Origin of the sequence: Campylobacter lari subsp. lari (assembly GCF_013372185.1) — a bacterium.
GTDB lineage: Bacteria > Campylobacterota > Campylobacteria > Campylobacterales > Campylobacteraceae > Campylobacter_D > Campylobacter_D lari.
Window position 1 is genome coordinate 633,563 of sequence record NZ_CP053830.1, and the last position, 19,828, is coordinate 653,390.

The following is a 19,828-nucleotide window of genomic DNA, read 5'->3' on the forward strand; positions in this document are numbered from 1 at the left end:
TTTTTTTATGGATATTAATGAAATTATTAAAGAAATTAAAAGAGGAATAGCAGAAATTATTGATGAGGAAAGATTGGTTTCTTTAGTAAAAAATTACTATGAAAAAGGTGAAAATTTTTTTGTAAAGGCCGGTTTTGATCCTACAGCTGCTGATTTGCATTTGGGTCACACTGTGGTTTTGAGTAAAATGGCTTTGCTTCAAAAACATGGAGCTATAGTGCAGTTTTTAATAGGTGATTTTACTGCTCAAATTGGAGATCCAACAGGCAAAAGTGTTACAAGGAAAAAACTTGATAAAGAAGAAGTACTTAAAAATGCCAAAACTTATGAAGAGCAAGTTTTTAAGATTTTAGATCCAAGTAAAACTCAAATTCATTTTAATTCTAAATGGCTAAATGAGCTTGGTGCTGCTGGTATAGTAGAGCTTACTTCGACTTTTAGTGTTGCTAGAATGCTTGAAAGAGATGATTTTACTAAGCGTTTTAAAGAGCAAAGCCCAATTTCAATTTGTGAGTTTTTATATCCACTTTTGCAAGGTTATGATAGTGTTGTTTTAAAAAGTGATATAGAAATGGGCGGGACTGATCAAAAATTTAATCTCTTAATGGGAAGACAACTTCAAAGAGTATATAATTGTCAAAAAGAACAAGCGGTGATGATGATGCCATTGCTTGAAGGCCTTGATGGTGTGAATAAAATGAGTAAAAGCTTGGGAAATTATATCGGTGTAACTGAAGATGCTAAAGATATGTATGCTAAAGTTTTGAGTATAAGTGATGAGTTGATGTTTAGATATTATGAACTTTTAAGCGAAAAAAGTTTAAATGAAATTTCACAAATAAAAGATGATATTAAAAATGGTTCATTACACCCTAAAAAAGCTAAAGAAAATTTAGCTTTAGAAATTACTGCGCGTTTTCACTCAAATGAATGTGCGCTAAAAGCTAAAGAAGAATTTGACAAAGTCCATAGTGCAAAAGAACTTCCTAGTGATATGCCAAGTTTTACTTTAGAAGGTAGTATTTGGCTTGCAAAAGCTATAGTAGAGTGCAAAATGGAAAGTTCTACTTCAGCTGCTAGAAGATTGATTAATTCAAATGCGGTAAGTGTTAATGGAGAAAAAGTTCAAGATGAACAATTCCAACTAGAAAACGGTGAATATATTTTACAAGTTGGAAAAAGAAAATTTGCAAAATTAAAGGTAATATGATGAGTTTTAAAGCTTTAAAAATTGGAAAGCATGAGATAAAATATCCTATTTTTCAAGGTGGTATGGGACTTGGTATAAGTTGGGACAAACTTGCTTCTGCAGTTTCTTTAAATGGTGGATTAGGGATTATTTCTTCAGTAGGAACTGGATATTATGAAAATAGAACACATATAGATAAAGAGTTCAATGCAAAACCTTACGGTAGTGATAATTTTTACTCAAAAGCAGGTTTAAAAGCTTTGATAGATAATGCTAGAAAAGTTTGCAAAGATGCTCCTTTGGGTTGTAATATTTTATATGCAAGTAATAATTATGCGCAAATTGCGCGTAATGCTTGCGAGCTTGGTTTTAATGTGATAGTTTCAGGAGCAGGTTTGCCTACAAATTTGCCTGAATTTACACAAGATTATCCTGATGTTGCTTTGGTGCCTATTGTATCTTCAGCTAAGGCTTTAAAGATTATTTGCAAAAGATGGCAAAGTAGATACAATCGCTTGCCTGATGCAGTTATAGTTGAAGGGCCAAAAAGCGGAGGTCATCAAGGCTTTACTTATGAACAATGCTTAATGGATGAATATCAGTTAGAAAATGTAGTACCACAAGTTGCAGCTGAGATTAAAAATTGGGGTGATATACCATTAATTGCTGCAGGTGGAATTTGGGATAAGCAAGATATAGAAAAAATGATGTCTTTAGGAGCAAGTGGCGTTCAAATGGGAACTCGTTTTATAGGAACTTTTGAATGTGATGCGAGTGATGATTTTAAACAGGTTTTATTAAATTGTAAAAAAGAAGATATCGAGCTTTTAAAATCTCCTGTTGGATATCCTGCAAGAGGAGTAAGAACTAATCTTTTAAATTTGGTCGATAAAAGAATGGGGCCAAAAATAAATTGCATTAGCAATTGTGTTGCGCCATGCGGTAGAGGTAAAGAAGCTACAAAGGTAGGTTATTGTATAGCAGATAGATTATATGATGCTTGGAGTGGTAAAAAAGATACTGGTTTATTTTTTACAGGGGCTAATGGATATAGACTAGATAAGCTTATTAGTGTAGAAGAGCTAATGAAAAAATTAGTTAATGGTGAAGATGCTTAGAATATTTTTTATTTTTTTATTATTTTGTTTTAGTGTTTTTGCTAATGCAGAAGTTAAGAAATTTGATCAAAATTTTTTAACTTCTAATTCAGAAGAAAAACTACAATTACACCAGCAATTAAAATCTTTGTATATACAAAGTGTGATTAATGATAATAATGAAGAAAAAAATGAGATTTTAAAAAGATTGATTATTAGCTCCAATTCTTTAGGTTTTGATGATAAAGCTTATGTGCAAGAGCTTAAAGAAAGCGGGGTAAGTGAAGAAGAAATTTCAAGATTAAAAAATGCATTAAATATCATACAAGATCAAAAAATAAAAAAAGAACAAACAAAAATTGAAACCAATACTACATTACCTATTAATAAAAAAGAAGATAAAAAAGAAGATAAAAAAGAAGATAAAAAAGAAGATAAAAAAGAAGATAAAAAAGAAGATAAAAAAGTTCCGGCGCAAAAGGAGCTTTTTGTACTTGATGTAAAGAAATTAGACAATGGTATCTTGCTTGATTTAAGTGAAAAAATTAGCCAAAAAGATATAAAAAATTTTACTTTAAAAGGTGATAATTTTCGTTATGTTGCAGATTTTGATGGAATTTTAAAAGGACCTAAGAGAACTTTTGAATTTAAAGATTTCGATATTATTGTGTCGCAATTTAACCCAACTAGCATGCGTTTGGTCTTAAGTTCAAAAAAAGAATTAAAGATCAAAATAGAACTTAAAGATCAAAGTCTTTTTATGGGGCTTGAAAAAGTAGAAAAAAAAGAAGAGCCCAAACCTATAGTTAAAAAACAAGAAGAAGCTAAAAAAACAGAAGTAAAAAAAGAAGTTGTTAAAAATGAGCCTTTATATATTTTAAAATCAAGTAAAGATAAAAATGGTGTTAATTTAAAATTAAACAACGATATTGATTTTGAAGATGTTAAAATCAATTCTTTTAAAGATGGTAAAACATATCGTTCTATTGTAAGTTTTGAAGCTATTTTAGAAGGTGATAGAAAAAAAATCGACATCAATAAAAATCAATCCATCACAATAGTGCAATTTAATAAAACTACAGTAAGAGTTGTTTTAAATTCTACTAGTGATTTTAAAACTAATCTTGATTTAGACGATGAGGAATTATTTATAGGCTTTGAAAAAAAGGCTAAAAAAATACCGACAAAAACTACCTCAAAAACAGCAAAAACTGCCATTAAAAAATCAGGTAAAATCATAGTAATTGATCCAGGTCATGGAGGTAAAGATCCAGGTACTTTAGGCGATAAGGGTGTTAGAGAAAAAGATGTAGTTTTAAGCGTTGCTTTAAAACTTGGTAAAGAGCTTAAAAAACGAGGATATAAAATTTATTATACTAGAAGTACGGATAAATTTATAAATTTAAGAGATAGAACCTCTATGGCCAATGAAAAAATGGCGGATTTATTTATTTCTATCCATGCAAATGCAGCGCCAAATAAACAAAGAGCCAAAACCTTGCAAGGCATTGAAACTTTCTTTTTATCTCCTGCAAGAAGTGAAAGAAGTAAAAAAGCTGCTGAGTTGGAAAATCAATCAGATTTTGAAGAGATGAATTTCTTTTCAAAACAAACTTTTTTAAATTTTCTAAATCGCGAAAAAATAGTAGCTTCAAATAAATTAGCAATTGATGTTCAAAAAAGCATTTTAAGTAATGTTAGAAAAAAATATAAAGTTGTAGATGGTGGAGTTAGAGAAGCTCCTTTTTGGGTTTTAGTGGGTGCGCAAATGCCTGCTATATTGATTGAGACAGGTTATATTAGTCATCCTAGTGAAAGAAATAGATTGGTAAATAAAAATTTCCAAGAATTATTAGCTATTGGTATTGCTAATGGTATAGAGAGTTATTTTTATAAAAATCAATGAAAAAAGCAAATATCATTATTAAAAACAATGCGCCTTTTTCTTTAGATTTTGATGATTATTATTTTAATTCCAGTGATGGTTTAAACGAGAGTGAATTTATCTACACTAATGCTTTTGAATTTCAAACAAAACAAACTATCATTGCAGAGCTTGGTTTTGGTATAGGTTTAAATTTTTTTCTTACTTTAAAGCGCTTTATAAAAGAAAAAAAAGAAAATCAAAGACTATTTTATCTTAGTTTTGAAAATTTTTATATAGAAAAAGATAAATTAAGACAAATCTATAAAAATCTTGGTTTTTATGAGAAATTTAAAGAGCTTTTAGAGCAGTTTTTAAAATTTTATCCCCCATGTAAAGATGGAGTTTATAGGTTTTATTTTCAAGATTGTTTTTTAGATTTAGTATTTGGTAATGCTAAAGAAAAGTTGCAAAATTTAGATTTTAAAGCTGATATTTGGTATTTAGATGGTTTTGCTCCATCTAAAAATCAAGAAATGTTTGATGAGGACATTATAAGCAAAGTTGCTAAAAATTCAAAAATAAATACCAAGATTTTAACCTTTTCTTCTGCAAGTATTTTAAAAAAAGCTTTAATTGTTAATAATTTTCAGGTGCAAAAGATCAAAGGTTTTAGAAAAAGAGAAATGATACAGGCTATTTTTAATGGCCTTGAGTTTAAAGATAAATTTGCTTATTTTAACACTCCAAGTTTAAAAAAAGAGATACAAAAAATAGCCATCATAGGAGCAGGTATAGCTGGAGCTAGTATAGCTTATGAACTTTCTTTAAGAAATGTCCAAGTGGATGTTTTTGAAAAAGAAAATTCATTAGGAAAAGGTGCCTCTGGTAATATTAATGGAATTTTGAGTTCTTTGATTTTAAAACCTGATGTTTTATTGGGCGAGTTTTCACAATATGCTTTTTTGGAGGCTAGTAGATTTTATAGGCAAATTTTAAATTTAATTCCTCAAGGGGTTTATGAGTTTGCGCATAATGAGCTTATGCAAGAGCGTTTTGATAGTCAAAAAGATAATGTTTTATTTGAAATTATTAACAACCAGGCCTTTTTGAAAGATGGAGCTTGTATCAAACCCAAAGAGCTTGTAAAAACGCTTTTACAAAAAAGCAAGGCTAAAGTATTTTTTGAGCATGAATTTAAAGATTATTCTTATGAAAATGAAAAATTTTCTTTGCAATTTAATAATCAAAAAGCATTAAAAGATTATGATGTATTAATTTATGCTCAAGGTGCTGATATTAAGAATTTTTTAGATTATAAACATATGAAATTAAGTAGCGTAAGAGGGCAATGTACTTATCTAAAGCCATTTTTAAAAAATACTCATGCTCTATCTTCAAAAGGTTATATCTGTCCTATCAACGAAGAATTAAATTTACAGCTTATTGGTGCAAGTTATGATAGGCTTAATCAAGAAAAAAATCTTTTAAAAAACGATGATTTACAAAATTTTGAAAATATAAAAGAATTTTTGCAAGGTGAAAATTTAGAAATTATGGGTGGTAAAGTAGGATTTAGATCATATTCTAGTGATAGATTTGCTATAGTAGGTCAAGCATATGATGAAAAATTTTATTTGCAAAATTACAAAGCACTTTTGTGGCATAAAAATAAAAGTCAAGTAGTGCCAAATGATTTTATTCCTTTGTATTTTTCTATCGCTCATGGATCTAGGGCTTTTGCTAGTGCTATTATTGGAGCTAGAATACTTAGTGCATTAATCTTTGATGAGCCAAAAATAGAAAAAGATTTTTTACATGCTACTCATCCTGCAAGGTTTTTAATTAGAATGCTAAAAAAGGGAAAAGTTTTATAGTAAGTAGTTTTTTGTTTGAAATACTATTAGTCATATTGTAAAAATATAATGCTATTATAAATATAGAGTTAGCAATATTTCATGATAAATGTGAAATTTTGTATCTTTAAAATAATACATTAGAGGTTGAGTGAAAAAATACATTTTTTTAAGCTGTATATGCATAAATGCATTTGCTTTAAATTTGGAAGAAAGCTTAGGTGAGGGTGAGGCTAATATTAGCAAGTATCAAAAATCAAACACTGCTTCTAAGCAAGTATTTTTTCAAAAACCACAAGAGTACCAAGCTCAAGGTGCTGACCTTAGCTCTTTTGCCAGTAATTCTTTAGGTCAAGTTTTAAATTTAAGCTCTAAAGATAAAACAGAGGCTAATTTAGATTATGGCGCTTTAAATGTAAATATAAAAAATATTAATTCAATACTAGATTATGAAAACGCTACTTTACTTTTAGAAAAACAAGCAAGAATAGGGCAATTAGAACAAGCTTATTCTTTAGGACTTATTAATCGTTATGAATTTGATGAGTTTAATTTGGGTTTTAATTATTTTAATGATCAATATAAAGAAGCTTATGAAAAAAATAGTTTTGGTGCTGAATTTCAATTTAGTCGTTATTTTAAAGCATATGTTAATCACTACAATATAAAAGAAAATGATAGCGAAGATAGCACGGAACTTGGTTTGATGTTTGATTTGCCTTATTTAAATATCTTAAATGTAAATTCTAATATAAAAGAATTACAAAATCAATATAACATTACTTATTCTCCAATTTCTATTTTAGATTTATCACTTAATTATCAAGATGAAAAAACTAGCGCCAAAGATCAAACAGCAATGTGGGTAAGATTTAGACTAAATTATGAGCAAAGTTTAAGTAAGCAATTTTATAATAGTTTATATCGTAAAAACAATATAGGTAAATTTAATCGTTATGATTTTGCTACTAGGACTTATTAATTACTCATAAAACGAGTAATGTCATTATAAGTTACAAACACCATTAAACTTAAAAGTAAAGCCATACCAAAATAACTAAGATATTCAAAACACACTTTTGGCACTTCTTTTTTAAAGACTAACTCATAAAGATTAAAAAGTATATGTCCTCCATCTAGTGCTGGGATAGGAAGCAAATTTAACACTCCAAGATTGATAGAAATTAAGGCGGTGATTAAAAATAAAACTACTATACTAGTATTTGCTGCTTTGGAGGTTATATCTACCATGGTGATGATACCACCCATATTTTTTGCATCTAATTCCCCGCTTATTATTTTAGCAAGTCCTTTAAAAATAAGCAAAGAAGCCTCTATGCTTTCTTCATAAGCGTATTTTAAACTATTAATTCCTGGATGGTAAATAGTAACAAACTCACCTTTAGGTGCTATGCCAATGAGTGGTTTTTGAACTTTTTGATAAAACTCATTATAGCCTTGATCAATTTGTGGGGTTAGGGTAATGTTGATGAGTTTGCCATCGCGCTCTATATTAAGTAAGGTTGGTTTTATATGTACAAGTTTGCTAATTTCTTCAAAGCTTTGAATTTTAACTCCATCTATGGCTAAAATTTTATCCCCAATTTGCAAATTTGCCTTTTGTGCAGCTGAATTTGGTGCTATATTACCAATAACGGGTGCAAGCTTTTGAACTCCTAAAAAAGCTATAGCTATATAAAGTAAAAATGCTAAAAAGAAATTAAAAAATGGCCCCGCAAAGAGTATGTAAATTCTAGCTAAAGGGCTTAGAGTATTATAGCTGTTTGCTTCGTAATTTTTTTTACTAGGGTTTAAATCATCTTGTCCTTTGAGTTTAACATAACCACCAAAAGGTAGTGCAGATAAGCGGTATTCTGTGTTTTTGTAAGTTTTTTTAAAAACAGCTTTTCCAAAACCTATACTAAAAATTTCAACATCAACCCTCATATGTTTTGCAGCTAAAAAATGCCCAAGTTCATGAAAAAATATTAAAAAAGATATAACAAAAAGTGTTATTAAAAAATTAAAAGAATAAAATTTAAAGCCTATGGCAAGAATTATAAATAAAAATATATAAGATTTCAATTATTACCTTTTTTACTATGTTTAATATAGGCTAAGACATATTCTATACCTGAATATAGGGTTAAAAATAAAGCTAAAATAAGCAATTCATTTGCAAATGGCCATTGCATGATTAAAAATATCACCGCGCAAACCTGAGATGAGGTTTTAATTTTCCCAGCAAATGAAGCACTAACATCAAATTGCTCACTCACCATTATAACCCTAAAACCAGTGATAAAAAATTCCCTAACTAAGATAATATAAACTATCCAAGGATCAGCCCTTTGTGTAAGCAATAAGCCTAAAAATGCAGCAAGTATTAGCATTTTATCAGCAAGTGGATCTATAATAGCTCCAAGTTTTGTTGTTTGATTCCACATTCTTGCAATGTGTCCGTCAAAAAAATCCGTCATTGCAGCTATGCCAAATATTACACAAGCAAAATAATTTACCCAACTAGGATGAATATTTTCAAAATCATTAATAAGTAAAAAAAACAAAAGTGGTGCTAATAATATCCTTATAAATGCTAAGATATTAGGTAAATTCATTGTTTATTAATCCTTGTGTTTAAAGAAAATACCCCAAAGTGGGGTAATGAATCATTTAAAGGTTGTACCACCATCAACGATTAAAGTATGCCCTGTGATCCAATTTGCCTTATCAGAGCATAAAAATAAACACGCTCCAGCTAGATCTTGAGGTTCTCCGATACGATTTAATGGACTAAGATTAATAGTTGCATTTTTAACTTCTTCATAATTTGTAAATGCTTTTAGTGCATCAGTGTCAATTGGCCCACCACTTACTACATTTACACGAATATTCTTAGAGCCAAGCTCAGTTGCAGCATATCTTGCCATAGCTTCTACTGCAGCTTTTGCTGTACCATGACCAGCATAATTTTCAATATGCACTAAATTTCCGGTTGATGAGATAGAAAGTATGCTTCCACCACCAACTTTTTCCATTCTTTTAGCAGCTTCTTGCGCTCCAACTACAAAAGCATTTACAGTAGCTGTGAAGATATTATTAATACCTCTTGGTTTTAATTTCATAAATTTAGTGTATCCACCAACTACTGCACGACCTGAGATAATAGCATTTGAAATGAAAAAATCAACTCTATCAAAATCTTGATCAATTTTTTCAAATAATTCTTTGTAAGTTTCAGGTTCTAAAATATTAAATTCATAAGCTTTTGCTTTGATTTTATAATTATTTTCTAAATCTTTTATCATATCTTCAGCAATTTGAGCATTTGAGTTGTAAGTAAATGCAATATTTGCCCCTGCTTTTGCAAATTCATATACTATAGCTTTTCCTATTCCTCTTGTTCCGCCACTAATTACTAAAGTTTTATTTTTAAAAAAATTATCCATTAAAATCCTTTGATATCATAGTTTTTCATTATCGCTTCTATTTTTGCTAAATTACAATCACTAGGCTTGCAAAGTGGCAAACGATATTCTAAAGTAGGGGTTAATCCTGCTATATACATCGCTGCTTTTATAGGTATAGGATTGCTTTCGCAAAATAAAATTTTATTGATATTATACAACTCATCATTAATTTTTTTAGCTTCAATGTATTTTTCTTCTAAAGCAAAATGAGTTAATTTTGAAATCATATCAGGAAGTAAATTTGAAGTAACTGAAATCACACCTTTTCCACCATTTGAAAGTATAGGATAATTAATCGCATCTTCACCGCTTAAAAGCATCATTCTAGGTTCATGCGCTAGTAAATCAACGCATTTATCAATGCTCCCACTAGCTTCTTTTACTCCATAAATATTTTCACAATCTCTAAATAATCTTATAATGGTTTCTGTTTGTAAATCACAGCCTGTTCTTCCTGGTACATTGTATAAAAGTACAGGTATATCAATACTTTTTGCTATTTCTTTATAATGCAAATACAAACCTTCTTGTGTAGGTTTATTGTAATATGGAGTAACACTTAAAATACCATCAGCTCCATGTTCTTGTGCAAACTTAGCTAAACTTACAGCTTCATGAGTAGCATTGCTTCCTGCTCCGGCTAAAACTTTACAAGAACTTCCCTTGCAAGCATCTAAAGCTATTTCTATACAAATTCTATGTTCTTCATGAGTTAAGGTGGCGCTTTCTCCGGTTGTTCCAACAGGCACTACTGCATCAATTCCATTTGCTATTTGTCTTTTGATGAGTTTGTGGTAAGTTTGTTCATCTAATTTTCCATTTTTAAATGGAGTTATTAAAGCTGTCATTGCTCCTATGATGATATTATTGTCCATTTTCACCCCTTTTTAAGATTATTGTTGTAGATTTGTTTTCATTAAAATATTTTCTAGCACAATGAATTAAATCATCTTTGCTTAGATTTTCTATATTTTTTTCATAATCAAGTAAAGGTTTTAAATCACCTTTGGCAAGATAAGATCCATAAATATTTGCAACGCTACTTGCATTACTTAGTGAAAAAATAAAATCACTTTTTACAGTATTTTTGATTTTTTCCATGATAGTATCATCAAATTTAGCATTTTTTACATCTTCAAGAATCTTTAAAAGCTCTTTTTCAACATCTTCTGCTTTTATACCTTCATTGCAAACACAAATAAATATAAATAAATTCTCATCTATATTTTCACTTGCATAAGCATAAAATTCATTGATAAGTTCTAATTTATCAATTAAAATTTCACTTATTAAAGAACTTTTTCCATTTCCTAGAAGTTCGCTTAATGCACAAAGTTTTGGCATATCTTCATGATTAAATGCAGGAATTTTATATGCAAGTGCTAATAATTGCGTATCACTTTCTTTATGCAAGATCACACGTTTAGCACCATCTTGTTCAGGTTCTTTTTCATGAACTATAGGGATTTCTTTGGTGTTTTTTATATCTTGAAAATGTTTTTTAGCTAAAGCAAAAACTTCATCTTCATTAATATCGCCACTCACAAGTAAAATAGCATTTTTGGGTTGATAAAAAGTTTGATGAAAATCTTGTATATCTTCTATTTTCCAATTTTGTATATCTTTAAAAAAGCCTATCGGGGTCCAGTGGTATGGATGGTGTAAAAAAGCATGATTGTATAATCTAAAATACAAATATCCCAAAGGATTATTATCAGTTCTCCAACGCCTTTCTTCTAAAACCACATTCCTTTCAGGTTGAAACTCATCATCTTTTAAATTTAAATTACACATTAATTCTGCAAAAAGCCATAAAGATTTGTCTAAATTTTCACTAGAGCATTTTATAAAATAATGCGTATAGTCAAAGCCTGTACTTGCATTATCCACTCCACCAAAACCCTTGACTATCTCATCAAATTCACCTGCTTTTAAATTTTTTGTACTTTTAAAATTTAAATGTTCAAGCATATGAGCTATGCCACTTTTTCCCATTTTTTCATTTCTTGAGCCAACTTTATAAAAAATATCTACACTTATAACTCCGCTTTTTTTATTTACAGGTAAAGTGTAAATTTCAAGTTTATTTTCAAGGGTAATTTTTTTATAATTAATCATTTAAAATTAACTCCTATAGCTTGACTAATATGATTAAAACCATCTTGTTTTAAAAGCTCAATTAAACCTTGATTGATATTTTTAACAATGCTTGGTCCTTTAAAAATCATAGCTGTATAAATTTGGACTAAGCTAGCACCATTTTTGATACGCTCATAAGCAAGTTCGGCACTATCTATGCCTCCACTTGCTATTAAAATAGTATCTTGATAAATTTCTTTAGCTACTTCCTTAAAAAATGCCGCACTTTTTTGAGTGATTAATCTACCACTAATTCCACCAAAGGTTCTTGTATTATCAATCAAAGAATAATCTATACTAGTATTTGCCATGATAATACCATCAGCTTTTGCACTAATAGCACTTTTGCAAAGTGAAATTGCACTGTCTATACTCATATCTGGCGCTATTTTTAAAATCACAGGTTTATTTGTGATTTCTTTTGCTTGGTTAAATAAAGTACTTACAAATTCCTCGCTTTGCAAATCTCTTAAATTTTTAGTATTTGGAGAAGATATATTAATCACAAATAAATCACACAAATCTTTAAATTCTTTTAATAAAATAATATAATCATTAATAGCTTCTTCATTTGGGGTGATTTTGTTTTTACCTATATTTGCCACTAAAGGTATGCTAAAAGGATAGACTTTTTTTACTTCTTTAGCAATGGCGTCTTTGCCTTTATTGTTAAAACCCATAGCATTTTGAATACTTTCTTGTTCAACAAGTCTAAAAAGTCTAGGTTTTTCATTACCATTTTGAGGTTTTGGAGTAAAAGTTCCATACTCTAAAAAGCCAAAGCCTAAAGCACTTAGCGGTCTTATCATCGTGGCATTTTTATCAAATCCACCTGCTAAACCTACAGGATTATAAAAATTCAGATTAAAAATTTCTTGATTTAAAATTTCATCATTTATTACACAATCTTTTGCAAAAAAACTAAGCCCTCCAGGAAATATATAATCTAGTGTTCGCATACTAAATTCAGCCAAAGTATGAGCATTTTCTGGATCTAATTTATATATTAAAGGTTTTAAGCTTTCATAAGTCATATTTTTCCTTTATTTGCAAAATAGCATATTGTACTAAAAAAATGATAATTTTTAGTTTTCATTTTCTTTAACTTTATCAGTTTTTTGTACTTTTTGTTTTAATTTTTGATAAATTTCACAATGTTTCATTAAATAAGCATCATTTCCTATAGAAGCTATTTTTCCTTTATCAAGCACAGCGATTTTATCGGCATTTTCTATAGTGCTAAGTCTATGAGCGATAATGAGTATCAAACGATCTTTTTTTAAGCTCTCTATAGTTTTTACTATGGCTTTTTCACTTTCATTATCAAGCGCTGAAGTTGCCTCATCAAAAATTAAAATTTGAGGATTTTTATATAAAGCTCTTGCTATAGCAATGCGTTGTTTTTGTCCGCCGGAGAGATTTTTTCCATGTTCTTTTAATTCAGTATGTATACCACCAAGTTCTTGGACAAAATCATAAGCATTAGCTTGTTTTAAAACCTCTATCACGCGCGCTTCATCGTATTCTTTAGCATAAGCAATGTTTTGAGCTATAGTGTCATTAAATATATAAATATTTTGAGTTACTAAAGAGATATTCTCTCTTAAACTAACAATATCAAAAGAGTTAATATCTCTTTGATTGATTAAAATTTCACCGCTATCTTTTTCAAAAAAATATATCAAAAGATTAATAATAGAAGATTTTCCTCCACCACTTGATCCGACTAAGGCTAGAATTTCTCCTTTATTAAAAGAAAAATTTACATCTTTTAACACCATTTTATCTTTTTGATAGCTTAAAGAGACATTTTTAAAATGGATATTTTGGATATTTTCTGTAAGTTTTTCATCGCCACCTTTAATTTGTGGTTCTAAATCAGTTAGATAAAAAGTTCTCTCACTTGCTGCTACTGCATTTTGTAATCTTGTATAAAGCGAAGAAAGTCTTTTAATAGGTGTATAAGCCATAAATAAAGCTGTGGTAAAACTAAAAAAAGATCCTATACTTAAGCTTCCATCGATTACTTCTTTACCGCCTATTATAATTACTATTGCAAAGCCAATTGAACCCATAGATTCCATCAAAGGGCTACTTAAAGCTTCAATTCTAATGCCTTTTAAGGAAAGTTTGCAAACTTCACTATTGGTTTGGCTGAATTTTTGCATTTCATTTTTGCCTGCATTAGAAGCTTTAATAAGTTCTATATTGGAAAAGATTTCGCTTAATCTTGAAGTAAGATCAGAATTTTTTTCTTGAGTATTGCGTCCTATTTTTTTGATTTTTTTAGCAAAAATAGCAAGAGGATAAATTGCTAAAGGTAAAATTACTAAAGCAAAAAAAGCAAGTTTTGGACTTTGATAAATCACCACACTTAAAAGCCCAATTGCAGTTAAACTTTCCCTTAAAATTTCAGGTATGATAGTAGAAACTATATTTTGCAAAGCTCCAATATCAGAAGTACAACGACTAATTAATTCCCCGTTTCTGTATTTATGGAAAAAGCTCATATCTAAACGCAAAAGATTACCAAGCACTAATTCTCTTAATCTTCTTAAAATATCTGTACCAACATAAGATATATAATAAACTTGCATATAAGCACCAAGATTTTTTAAAGCATAAATTAAAACAACAAGCAAAGGCATATAATAAAGCAATTGTGCATTTTTTTCTATAAAAATTTTATTTAAAATAGGCTCTATGATGTATGCACTAGCAGCTGTGCCACCACTAGTTAAAAGCATGCCAATGATAGCTAAAACAAAATAAAACCAATAATCTTTATAATAAGGCTTAAAGCGAGTAAAAACCTCTTTAAGCTTCATTTCTTTGTAATTTTTATCCATTTTTCTCCCATACCACACCATTTGGTGTATCCATTAAAAGAATATTCTCTTTGGCTAAATCATCTCGAATTTGATCTGCTAAGACATAGTTTTTTTCTTGTTTTGCTTTGTTGCGTAGAGTGATTTTTTCTTCTATTTCTTGACATTTTTCTTCACTAATGCCAAATTGAAAATATTTTATAGTATCTATAAAACCTATGCCAAAAATAAAAGCAAGTTCTTTTAAGGTTTTTTCTAATTGTATTTTATAAGCTTCATCTTTTGGGTTTTGATCTAAGTAAATATTACTTTCATTGATAAACTCATCAAGTAAAGCTAGAGCTTTAGAGGCATTTAAATCATCGTTTAAAACATCTAAGATATTTTGAGATACCTCACTTTCTATAATAGTTTTTTCATCTATAAAAGCATTTAAATTTAAGCGTTTTTTTAAGCGGTAAAATTTATCAAGCCTTTTTTTAGCAGCTTGTAAGTCTTCTAAAGCATAGTTAAAATGTGCTCTATAATGTACACTTAAAAGATAAAATCTCAAAACCTCCCCATTAAAAAGTTTTAAAGAATCTTTTAGAAAAAAGCTATTTCCCAAGCTTTTACTCATTTTTTCACCATTAATTTGTACAAAACCATTATGTAGCCAAAAATTAGCTAATTCATGATTGTTTTTACAACGACACTGACAAGCTTCATTCTCATGATGAGGAAAAAGTAAGTCTATGCCCCCTGCATGAATGTCAAGCTTATCTTTAAAAATACTCTCTATCATTACAACACATTCTGTGTGCCAACCTGGTCTTCCTTTGCCAAAACTTGCAGGATAAAATTTTTCATCAAATTTCCATAAAACAAAATCGCTATCATTTTTTTTAGCTATGTTTTCTTCTAAGCGTGATTGATTATCTTCTAAATTTCTTTTAGAGATATAAAAGTATTTATCATCTTTGCTAGTATCAAAATAAATCCCATCTTCAAGTTTATAAGCTAGGTTTAATTCTAAAAGTTTTTCTATATAAGTAATCATTTGCTCAATATAAGCTGTGGCCTTTGGTTTAAAATCAGGTTCTAAGATATTAAGTGCTTGCATATCCTCTTCATATCTTTTAATATAAAAATTTGTAATTTCTTCTAAACTTTTACCACTTTCTTGCATTTTTTTTAAAATTTTATCATCAATATCAGTGTAATTTCTAGCAAAAACCACTTCATAACCACTTGTTATTAAAACTCTTCTTAAAAAATCAAAACACACACTACTTCTTGCATGTCCTAAATGCGCATCATCATATACAGTAGGCCCGCACAGATAAATATTTGCTTTTTTTGCTTCATGTGGGATAAATTCGCATTTTTTCTTTAAAACACTATCAAAAAAAACCATTAAAACAAACCTTTAAAAAATGATAAAGTTCAATTAAAAATTGTATTAAAATATCTTTAATTTCAAATAAGCCTAAAGCAAATAAACTTAAAAATACTATGCTAATAAGCCAAAATTTAATCCTAAAAATACCCCAAAGATTTTTAAAGCCAAATTCTTTAATATTAGCATATAATAAATAAAAAGCACTAATAGATGAAGCTAGCGCAATGCCTAAGCTCTTATAGGCTTCTTCTTTGATAAGTAAAATAATCGCTATGCTAAAAAATGCTGATATAAAAAGCGTTTTAAAGGCGATTATAGCGGCTATTTTTTGTTTAAATTTAGCATAAAGCCATAAAGAAAAAAGTTTTTGTAAACCAAAAGGTAAAAGTCCTAAAAGATAAGCTTGTAATAAAAATGCAGTGATTTTTGTGTCTTCTTGATTAAAATTTCCTCTTTGAAATAAAAACTCCACAATTTCTTTAGCTAAAATAATTCCAACTATACTAGCTAAAATCAAAAGTACACTTAAATATTCAAAAGCTTTTTGCATAAAAGCTAAGGCTTTTTGTTCTTCATTTGCTTTTAAATGTCTTAGTATTTTTGGAAAGCTTACTTGACTTAGAGCGATTGCAAAAAGAGCTAAAGGAAGCTGAAAAACCCTATTAGAATAATACAAATACGAAATACTTCCAGCCATTAAAAAACTAGCTATAGTAGTATCTAATAAAGAACTAATTTGATTTGCTGAAGAGCCTAAAAGTCCATGGGTAAAAGTAGAGTGAAATTTATCTAAATTAGTCTTTGTTTTTTTAAGTTTTATGCTTAAATACATACTTTTTAAAATTCTAGTGTTTTTTAAAGCAAAAATATGCCATATAAGTTGAGCTAGACCACTTAAAACAGTCGCATATGAAAAATAATACAAGGCTTCTAAAGGTTTATCTTGGGTGACAAAAAATCCTGCAATCACAACAAAAAGATTAAAAAATGAAGCAGAAAAAGAAGTGATGAAAAAATTTTGTTTATAATTTAGCAAAGAGCCTAAAAAAGTGACCAAAAAGATAAAAAACAAATACCAAAAATTAATAGAAACTAAAGGCGCAGCCAGAATGATCGTTTCTTTGTTAAAACCAAAGGCAAAAATCTTTGTAAAAAATTCAGCAAAAAAACTCACCAAAATACAGGTTAAAAAAACAATTATACTAAATTGCAATAAGACATTTATACAAAAAGCACCTTTTTTGCTTGCTTTTAAAAAACTTGGTAAAAAAGCTTGTCCAAAAGCTCCTTCAGCAAAAATTCTTCTAAAAAAAGCAGGCATTTTTAAAGCCACAAAGAAAATATCACTATAAATTCCAGCTCCTAAGTATAAAGCTAAAACAATATCTCTTAAAACACCCATAATCCTAGAAAATAAAATTCCCAAAGCATTGATGATGAAATTTTTAAAAACAATATTTTTTCTCATTAATTTTCATTCTTTAAATATTAGTCTGAATATTATAAATTTTTTAGTAGCAATAATTTTAACTAAATTTTGATTTTATTTTTGCTAAAATCAAAATTTTATATACAATAAGGAAGCTTAAGCTATGGAAGAGAAGAAAATTTTATATACTAAAGACCCTTATAAAGAGCTTTTGATATTTGCTTCTGAAAATAAATGCAAAGTTGATGAACTTGATTTTAGGTTATTAAGTTTTAGCACTTCTTATACTTATGATAATCAAGAATGGATAAAAGTCAATGAAAAAGAATTAAAAATTTTTGAAGAAGATGAAAAATTTTTAATTCATGATTTAAATATAGAGCAAGAGTATAAAATAGAAATTTATTTTAAAAAAATTGCACGATCATCTGCTTTTGAAGTTAGCCTGCACACTAATGAGCTTTGTACTTTATTAAAAGCTAGTGTTAAAGCTAGTGAAATTATTGCTTTTCATGATAAATTGGCGCTAGAACTTTTAGAAGCTATTTATAAAGCAATGATAAAAGAGAAATATTTACTTGGATTTAGAATTTTTGATTTTAAAAAGCAAATTATTGATTTTAATACCAAAGCCAAAGAAAAGCAAAAATTTGATTTTGAAGTTGAATTTGAAGTTTGTAAGGGAGTTAATCCACAAGAGCCTACAAATGAAGAAATTCAATATCACTATCTAGAAAATTTAAAAAAACATAATGATGTGATGAATAGAAATTATGTAGCGCCTATAGGAAAAGATGAGGTGGCTATTGAGAGGATTAAACCAAAAGAGGGCAGTGATGGCAAGGATTTAAGATTTAAAATTTTAAAAGCTCTCCCGCCAAAAACAAACAAAGAAAAAGTTGTTTGTTCGGATAATTTTGAAGTTAAAGAAGGTGATGAAAGCATAAAATATATTGCTAAAAAAGATGGCTTTATTATTCAAAAAAAATCTATTTATGAGATAGAAAATTATTTAGAATTTAATAAGGTCGATTTTAAAAGTACGGGTTCTATTTGGGCGGGTTTTGATAAACAAGTTGTTATTGTGATTAAAAATACAAATAATTTAGAAGATGCAATAGGTCCTAGGATTACTGTTGAGGCTCAAGAATTAGAAGTTACTGGTAATATGGCTCAAGATTCTGTTTTAAGAGGTAAAAAAGTAATTCTTAAAGGCAATATGCATCATAAAAGTACTATTATAGGGCAAAAGGTTGAGGTTAATATCTTAAGAGGATATTGTGAGGCTGAGGAAGTTTTTGCTGAAACTTTAGAAAATGGCTCTATCAAGGCTAAAAAAGTAAATATTAAAAAAGCTGTGGGTGGAGAGATTATTGCTGATGAAATTTACATACAAGAGCTTGGTGGTAATTGTTTATGTAGTGCTAAAAGCTTGATTCATGTTGAAAAAATTCAAGGAAATGGTAATAAACTTGTAATTCAAGATCTCAAAGCTTTTGATAAAGAAAAAAGTGGTGAGGAAATACTTTTGCATATTGAAGAGTTAAAAAAAGAACAAGAAAATTTAATCAAAGAAATTGAAGAAACCAAGCATACCATCCATGTGAGTAAAGATTCTGTGAGAATTTTACAGCAAAAAGCAAAAGAATTGATGAGTGCAAAAAGAGCCATACCGCAAGCTTATAAGATTACCATTAAAGATTTTAATCAAAAGATTGAAAATTTAAATATTTTTACTAATAAGATAGAAAATTTAAAAGAGGAAGAAAAAGCAAATATAGAAAAGCTTAAAAAAATTCAAGATGAGCTTTTAAAATCAAAAATTATTAATAAAAGTGGAAAATGGATGGATTTAAACGAGGTTAAATTTGTTTTATTAAATCCTAGGAAAGAATTAAGTTATTATCCAAATAGCGAAGAAAAAATTCAATGTTTTGAGCTTGAAAAAATAGAGACTGAAAATGGAATGAGTGTTTATGAAATTCGCTCTATTAGTAATTACAAGGATGAAGCTAAATGATAGTGGCAATTGAAGGAATAGTGAGTAAAAAAGAACCTACTTTTGTAGTTTTAAAAACTTCAAGTGGGGTAAGTTATGGTGTTTATGTGTCGCTTTTTTGCTCAAGTAATTTTGAAAAAGATCAAAAAATTGAGTTTTTAATCACACAAATTATCAAAGAAGACTCTCATAAATTATATGGATTTTTAGATATAAATGAGCAAAGAATGTTTGAATTATTAATCAAAATTAGTGGTATAGGAGCAACTACTGCTATGGCACTTTGCTCAAGTTTAGATACTAATACTTTCTATACAGCTTTACAAAGTGGCGATGAGAGTGTATTTAAAAAGGTTCCTGGTATTGGCCCAAAGAGTGCAAAAAGAATTATAGCTGAGTTAAGTGATGCAAAAATCAATATAGAAAATTCTAATCAAGACCATGCACAGGCTTTGGCGGCCTTACTTTCACTTGGTTTTAAACAAGAAAATATTTTAAAAGTTTTAAGAACTTGCGAGAGTCAAAATACTAGTGAGCTTATTAAAGAAGCTTTGAAAAAATTAGCATAATAAAAGG

At 28.8% G+C, this 19,828-nt stretch carries 16 protein-coding genes; 7 read left to right on the top strand and 9 right to left on the bottom strand.

Annotation, left to right across the window (positions count from 1 at the left end):
• The first annotated feature begins 7 nt into the window (after window positions 1-7).
• The 5 genes from tyrS to CLLT_RS03430 all read left to right on the top strand — a co-directional run bounded on the left by tyrS (window position 8) and on the right by CLLT_RS03430 (window position 6,988).
• Complete coding sequence (gene tyrS / locus CLLT_RS03410) at window positions 8-1,210, top strand: tyrosine--tRNA ligase (RefSeq protein WP_074692996.1); 1,203 nt, start codon at window positions 8-10, stop codon at window positions 1,208-1,210.
• Entirely contained in the window at window positions 1,210-2,307 is a 1,098-nt protein-coding gene (locus CLLT_RS03415) for a nitronate monooxygenase (RefSeq protein ID WP_041570274.1), read from the top strand. Before tyrS ends, CLLT_RS03415 begins: the two co-directional genes overlap by 1 nt.
• Window positions 2,300-4,192 carry an N-acetylmuramoyl-L-alanine amidase gene (locus CLLT_RS03420; RefSeq protein WP_115613988.1) on the top strand — a complete coding sequence of 631 codons (1,893 nt, stop codon included), beginning with the start codon at window positions 2,300-2,302 and terminating at the stop codon, window positions 4,190-4,192. Before CLLT_RS03415 ends, CLLT_RS03420 begins: the two co-directional genes overlap by 8 nt.
• Complete coding sequence (gene mnmC / locus CLLT_RS03425; RefSeq protein WP_074691915.1) at window positions 4,189-6,027, top strand: bifunctional tRNA (5-methylaminomethyl-2-thiouridine)(34)-methyltransferase MnmC2/FAD-dependent 5-carboxymethylaminomethyl-2-thiouridine(34) oxidoreductase MnmC1; 1,839 nt, start codon at window positions 4,189-4,191, stop codon at window positions 6,025-6,027. Before CLLT_RS03420 ends, mnmC begins: the two co-directional genes overlap by 4 nt.
• A gap of 130 nt (window positions 6,028-6,157) precedes the next feature.
• Window positions 6,158-6,988, top strand: coding sequence for a hypothetical protein (locus CLLT_RS03430; RefSeq protein WP_070257131.1), 831 nt, complete (start codon window positions 6,158-6,160; stop codon window positions 6,986-6,988).
• Here the strand turns inward: CLLT_RS03430 and rseP are convergent.
• Genes rseP through murJ form a run of 9 tightly spaced genes read right to left on the bottom strand, consistent with a single transcriptional unit; the run spans window position 6,985 to window position 17,292 of the window.
• Window positions 6,985-8,091 (bottom strand): RIP metalloprotease RseP, encoded by a 1,107-nt coding sequence (gene rseP / locus CLLT_RS03435; RefSeq protein ID WP_012661335.1) that lies wholly within the window; start codon window positions 8,089-8,091, stop codon window positions 6,985-6,987. The two genes, CLLT_RS03430 and rseP, sit on opposite strands and share 4 nt — an antisense overlap.
• Window positions 8,088-8,624 (bottom strand): CDP-diacylglycerol--glycerol-3-phosphate 3-phosphatidyltransferase, encoded by a 537-nt coding sequence (gene pgsA, locus CLLT_RS03440; protein ID WP_012661336.1) that lies wholly within the window; start codon window positions 8,622-8,624, stop codon window positions 8,088-8,090. Before pgsA ends, rseP begins: the two co-directional genes overlap by 4 nt.
• A gap of 51 nt (window positions 8,625-8,675) precedes the next feature.
• A complete protein-coding gene (locus tag CLLT_RS03445) occupies window positions 8,676-9,455 on the bottom strand; it encodes an enoyl-ACP reductase (protein WP_012661337.1) in 780 nt (259 codons plus the stop codon).
• The gene (gene dapA / locus CLLT_RS03450; RefSeq protein ID WP_012661338.1) at window positions 9,455-10,351 is read right to left on the bottom strand and encodes a 4-hydroxy-tetrahydrodipicolinate synthase; all 897 of its coding nucleotides are present in this window, start codon (window positions 10,349-10,351) and stop codon (window positions 9,455-9,457) included. The genes CLLT_RS03445 and dapA overlap by 1 nt, the downstream gene beginning before the upstream one ends.
• Window positions 10,341-11,594: a M16 family metallopeptidase gene (locus tag CLLT_RS03455; protein WP_012661339.1), complete on the bottom strand. Its 1,254-nt coding sequence runs from the start codon at window positions 11,592-11,594 to the stop codon at window positions 10,341-10,343. Before CLLT_RS03455 ends, dapA begins: the two co-directional genes overlap by 11 nt.
• A complete protein-coding gene (locus CLLT_RS03460; protein WP_012661340.1) occupies window positions 11,591-12,649 on the bottom strand; it encodes a quinone-dependent dihydroorotate dehydrogenase in 1,059 nt (352 codons plus the stop codon). Before CLLT_RS03460 ends, CLLT_RS03455 begins: the two co-directional genes overlap by 4 nt.
• Before the next feature lie 51 nt (window positions 12,650-12,700).
• On the bottom strand, window positions 12,701-14,464 hold the full coding sequence (locus CLLT_RS03465) for an ABC transporter ATP-binding protein (protein WP_074691918.1): 1,764 nt from the start codon (window positions 14,462-14,464) through the stop codon (window positions 12,701-12,703).
• Window positions 14,457-15,839 carry a cysteine--tRNA ligase gene (gene cysS / locus CLLT_RS03470; protein WP_074691920.1) on the bottom strand — a complete coding sequence of 461 codons (1,383 nt, stop codon included), beginning with the start codon at window positions 15,837-15,839 and terminating at the stop codon, window positions 14,457-14,459. The genes CLLT_RS03465 and cysS overlap by 8 nt, the downstream gene beginning before the upstream one ends.
• Window positions 15,826-17,292 (bottom strand): murein biosynthesis integral membrane protein MurJ, encoded by a 1,467-nt coding sequence (gene murJ, locus CLLT_RS03475; protein ID WP_074691923.1) that lies wholly within the window; start codon window positions 17,290-17,292, stop codon window positions 15,826-15,828. Before murJ ends, cysS begins: the two co-directional genes overlap by 14 nt.
• A 124-nt stretch (window positions 17,293-17,416) precedes the next feature.
• Here murJ and CLLT_RS03480 point away from each other — a divergent pair, with 124 nt between their 5' ends.
• Complete coding sequence (locus CLLT_RS03480; protein WP_074691926.1) at window positions 17,417-19,273, top strand: flagellar assembly protein A; 1,857 nt, start codon at window positions 17,417-17,419, stop codon at window positions 19,271-19,273.
• Window positions 19,270-19,821, top strand: a complete 552-nt coding sequence (gene ruvA, locus CLLT_RS03485) for a Holliday junction branch migration protein RuvA (RefSeq protein ID WP_070257113.1) — start codon at window positions 19,270-19,272, stop codon at window positions 19,819-19,821. The genes CLLT_RS03480 and ruvA overlap by 4 nt, the downstream gene beginning before the upstream one ends.
• Window positions 19,822-19,828: the final 7 nt, after the last annotated feature.

What these genes read in the sequence shown, in the direction of transcription:
- tyrS (WP_074692996.1), top strand. Translation starts at nt 8, where the DNA reads ATGGATATTAATGAAATTATTAAAGAAATTAAAAGAGGAATAGCAGAA.
- CLLT_RS03455 (WP_012661339.1), bottom strand. Translation starts at nt 11,594, where the DNA reads ATGATTAATTATAAAAAAATTACCCTTGAAAATAAACTTGAAATTTAC.
- CLLT_RS03445 (WP_012661337.1), bottom strand. Translation starts at nt 9,455, where the DNA reads ATGGATAATTTTTTTAAAAATAAAACTTTAGTAATTAGTGGCGGAACA.
- CLLT_RS03465 (WP_074691918.1), bottom strand. Translation starts at nt 14,464, where the DNA reads ATGGATAAAAATTACAAAGAAATGAAGCTTAAAGAGGTTTTTACTCGC.
- mnmC (WP_074691915.1), top strand. Translation starts at nt 4,189, where the DNA reads ATGAAAAAAGCAAATATCATTATTAAAAACAATGCGCCTTTTTCTTTA.
- CLLT_RS03415 (WP_041570274.1), top strand. Translation starts at nt 1,210, where the DNA reads ATGAGTTTTAAAGCTTTAAAAATTGGAAAGCATGAGATAAAATATCCT.
- CLLT_RS03480 (WP_074691926.1), top strand. Translation starts at nt 17,417, where the DNA reads ATGGAAGAGAAGAAAATTTTATATACTAAAGACCCTTATAAAGAGCTT.
- ruvA (WP_070257113.1), top strand. Translation starts at nt 19,270, where the DNA reads ATGATAGTGGCAATTGAAGGAATAGTGAGTAAAAAAGAACCTACTTTT.
- CLLT_RS03420 (WP_115613988.1), top strand. Translation starts at nt 2,300, where the DNA reads ATGCTTAGAATATTTTTTATTTTTTTATTATTTTGTTTTAGTGTTTTT.
- pgsA (WP_012661336.1), bottom strand. Translation starts at nt 8,624, where the DNA reads ATGAATTTACCTAATATCTTAGCATTTATAAGGATATTATTAGCACCA.
- cysS (WP_074691920.1), bottom strand. Translation starts at nt 15,839, where the DNA reads ATGGTTTTTTTTGATAGTGTTTTAAAGAAAAAATGCGAATTTATCCCA.
- CLLT_RS03460 (WP_012661340.1), bottom strand. Translation starts at nt 12,649, where the DNA reads ATGACTTATGAAAGCTTAAAACCTTTAATATATAAATTAGATCCAGAA.
- dapA (WP_012661338.1), bottom strand. Translation starts at nt 10,351, where the DNA reads ATGGACAATAATATCATCATAGGAGCAATGACAGCTTTAATAACTCCA.
- murJ (WP_074691923.1), bottom strand. Translation starts at nt 17,292, where the DNA reads ATGAGAAAAAATATTGTTTTTAAAAATTTCATCATCAATGCTTTGGGA.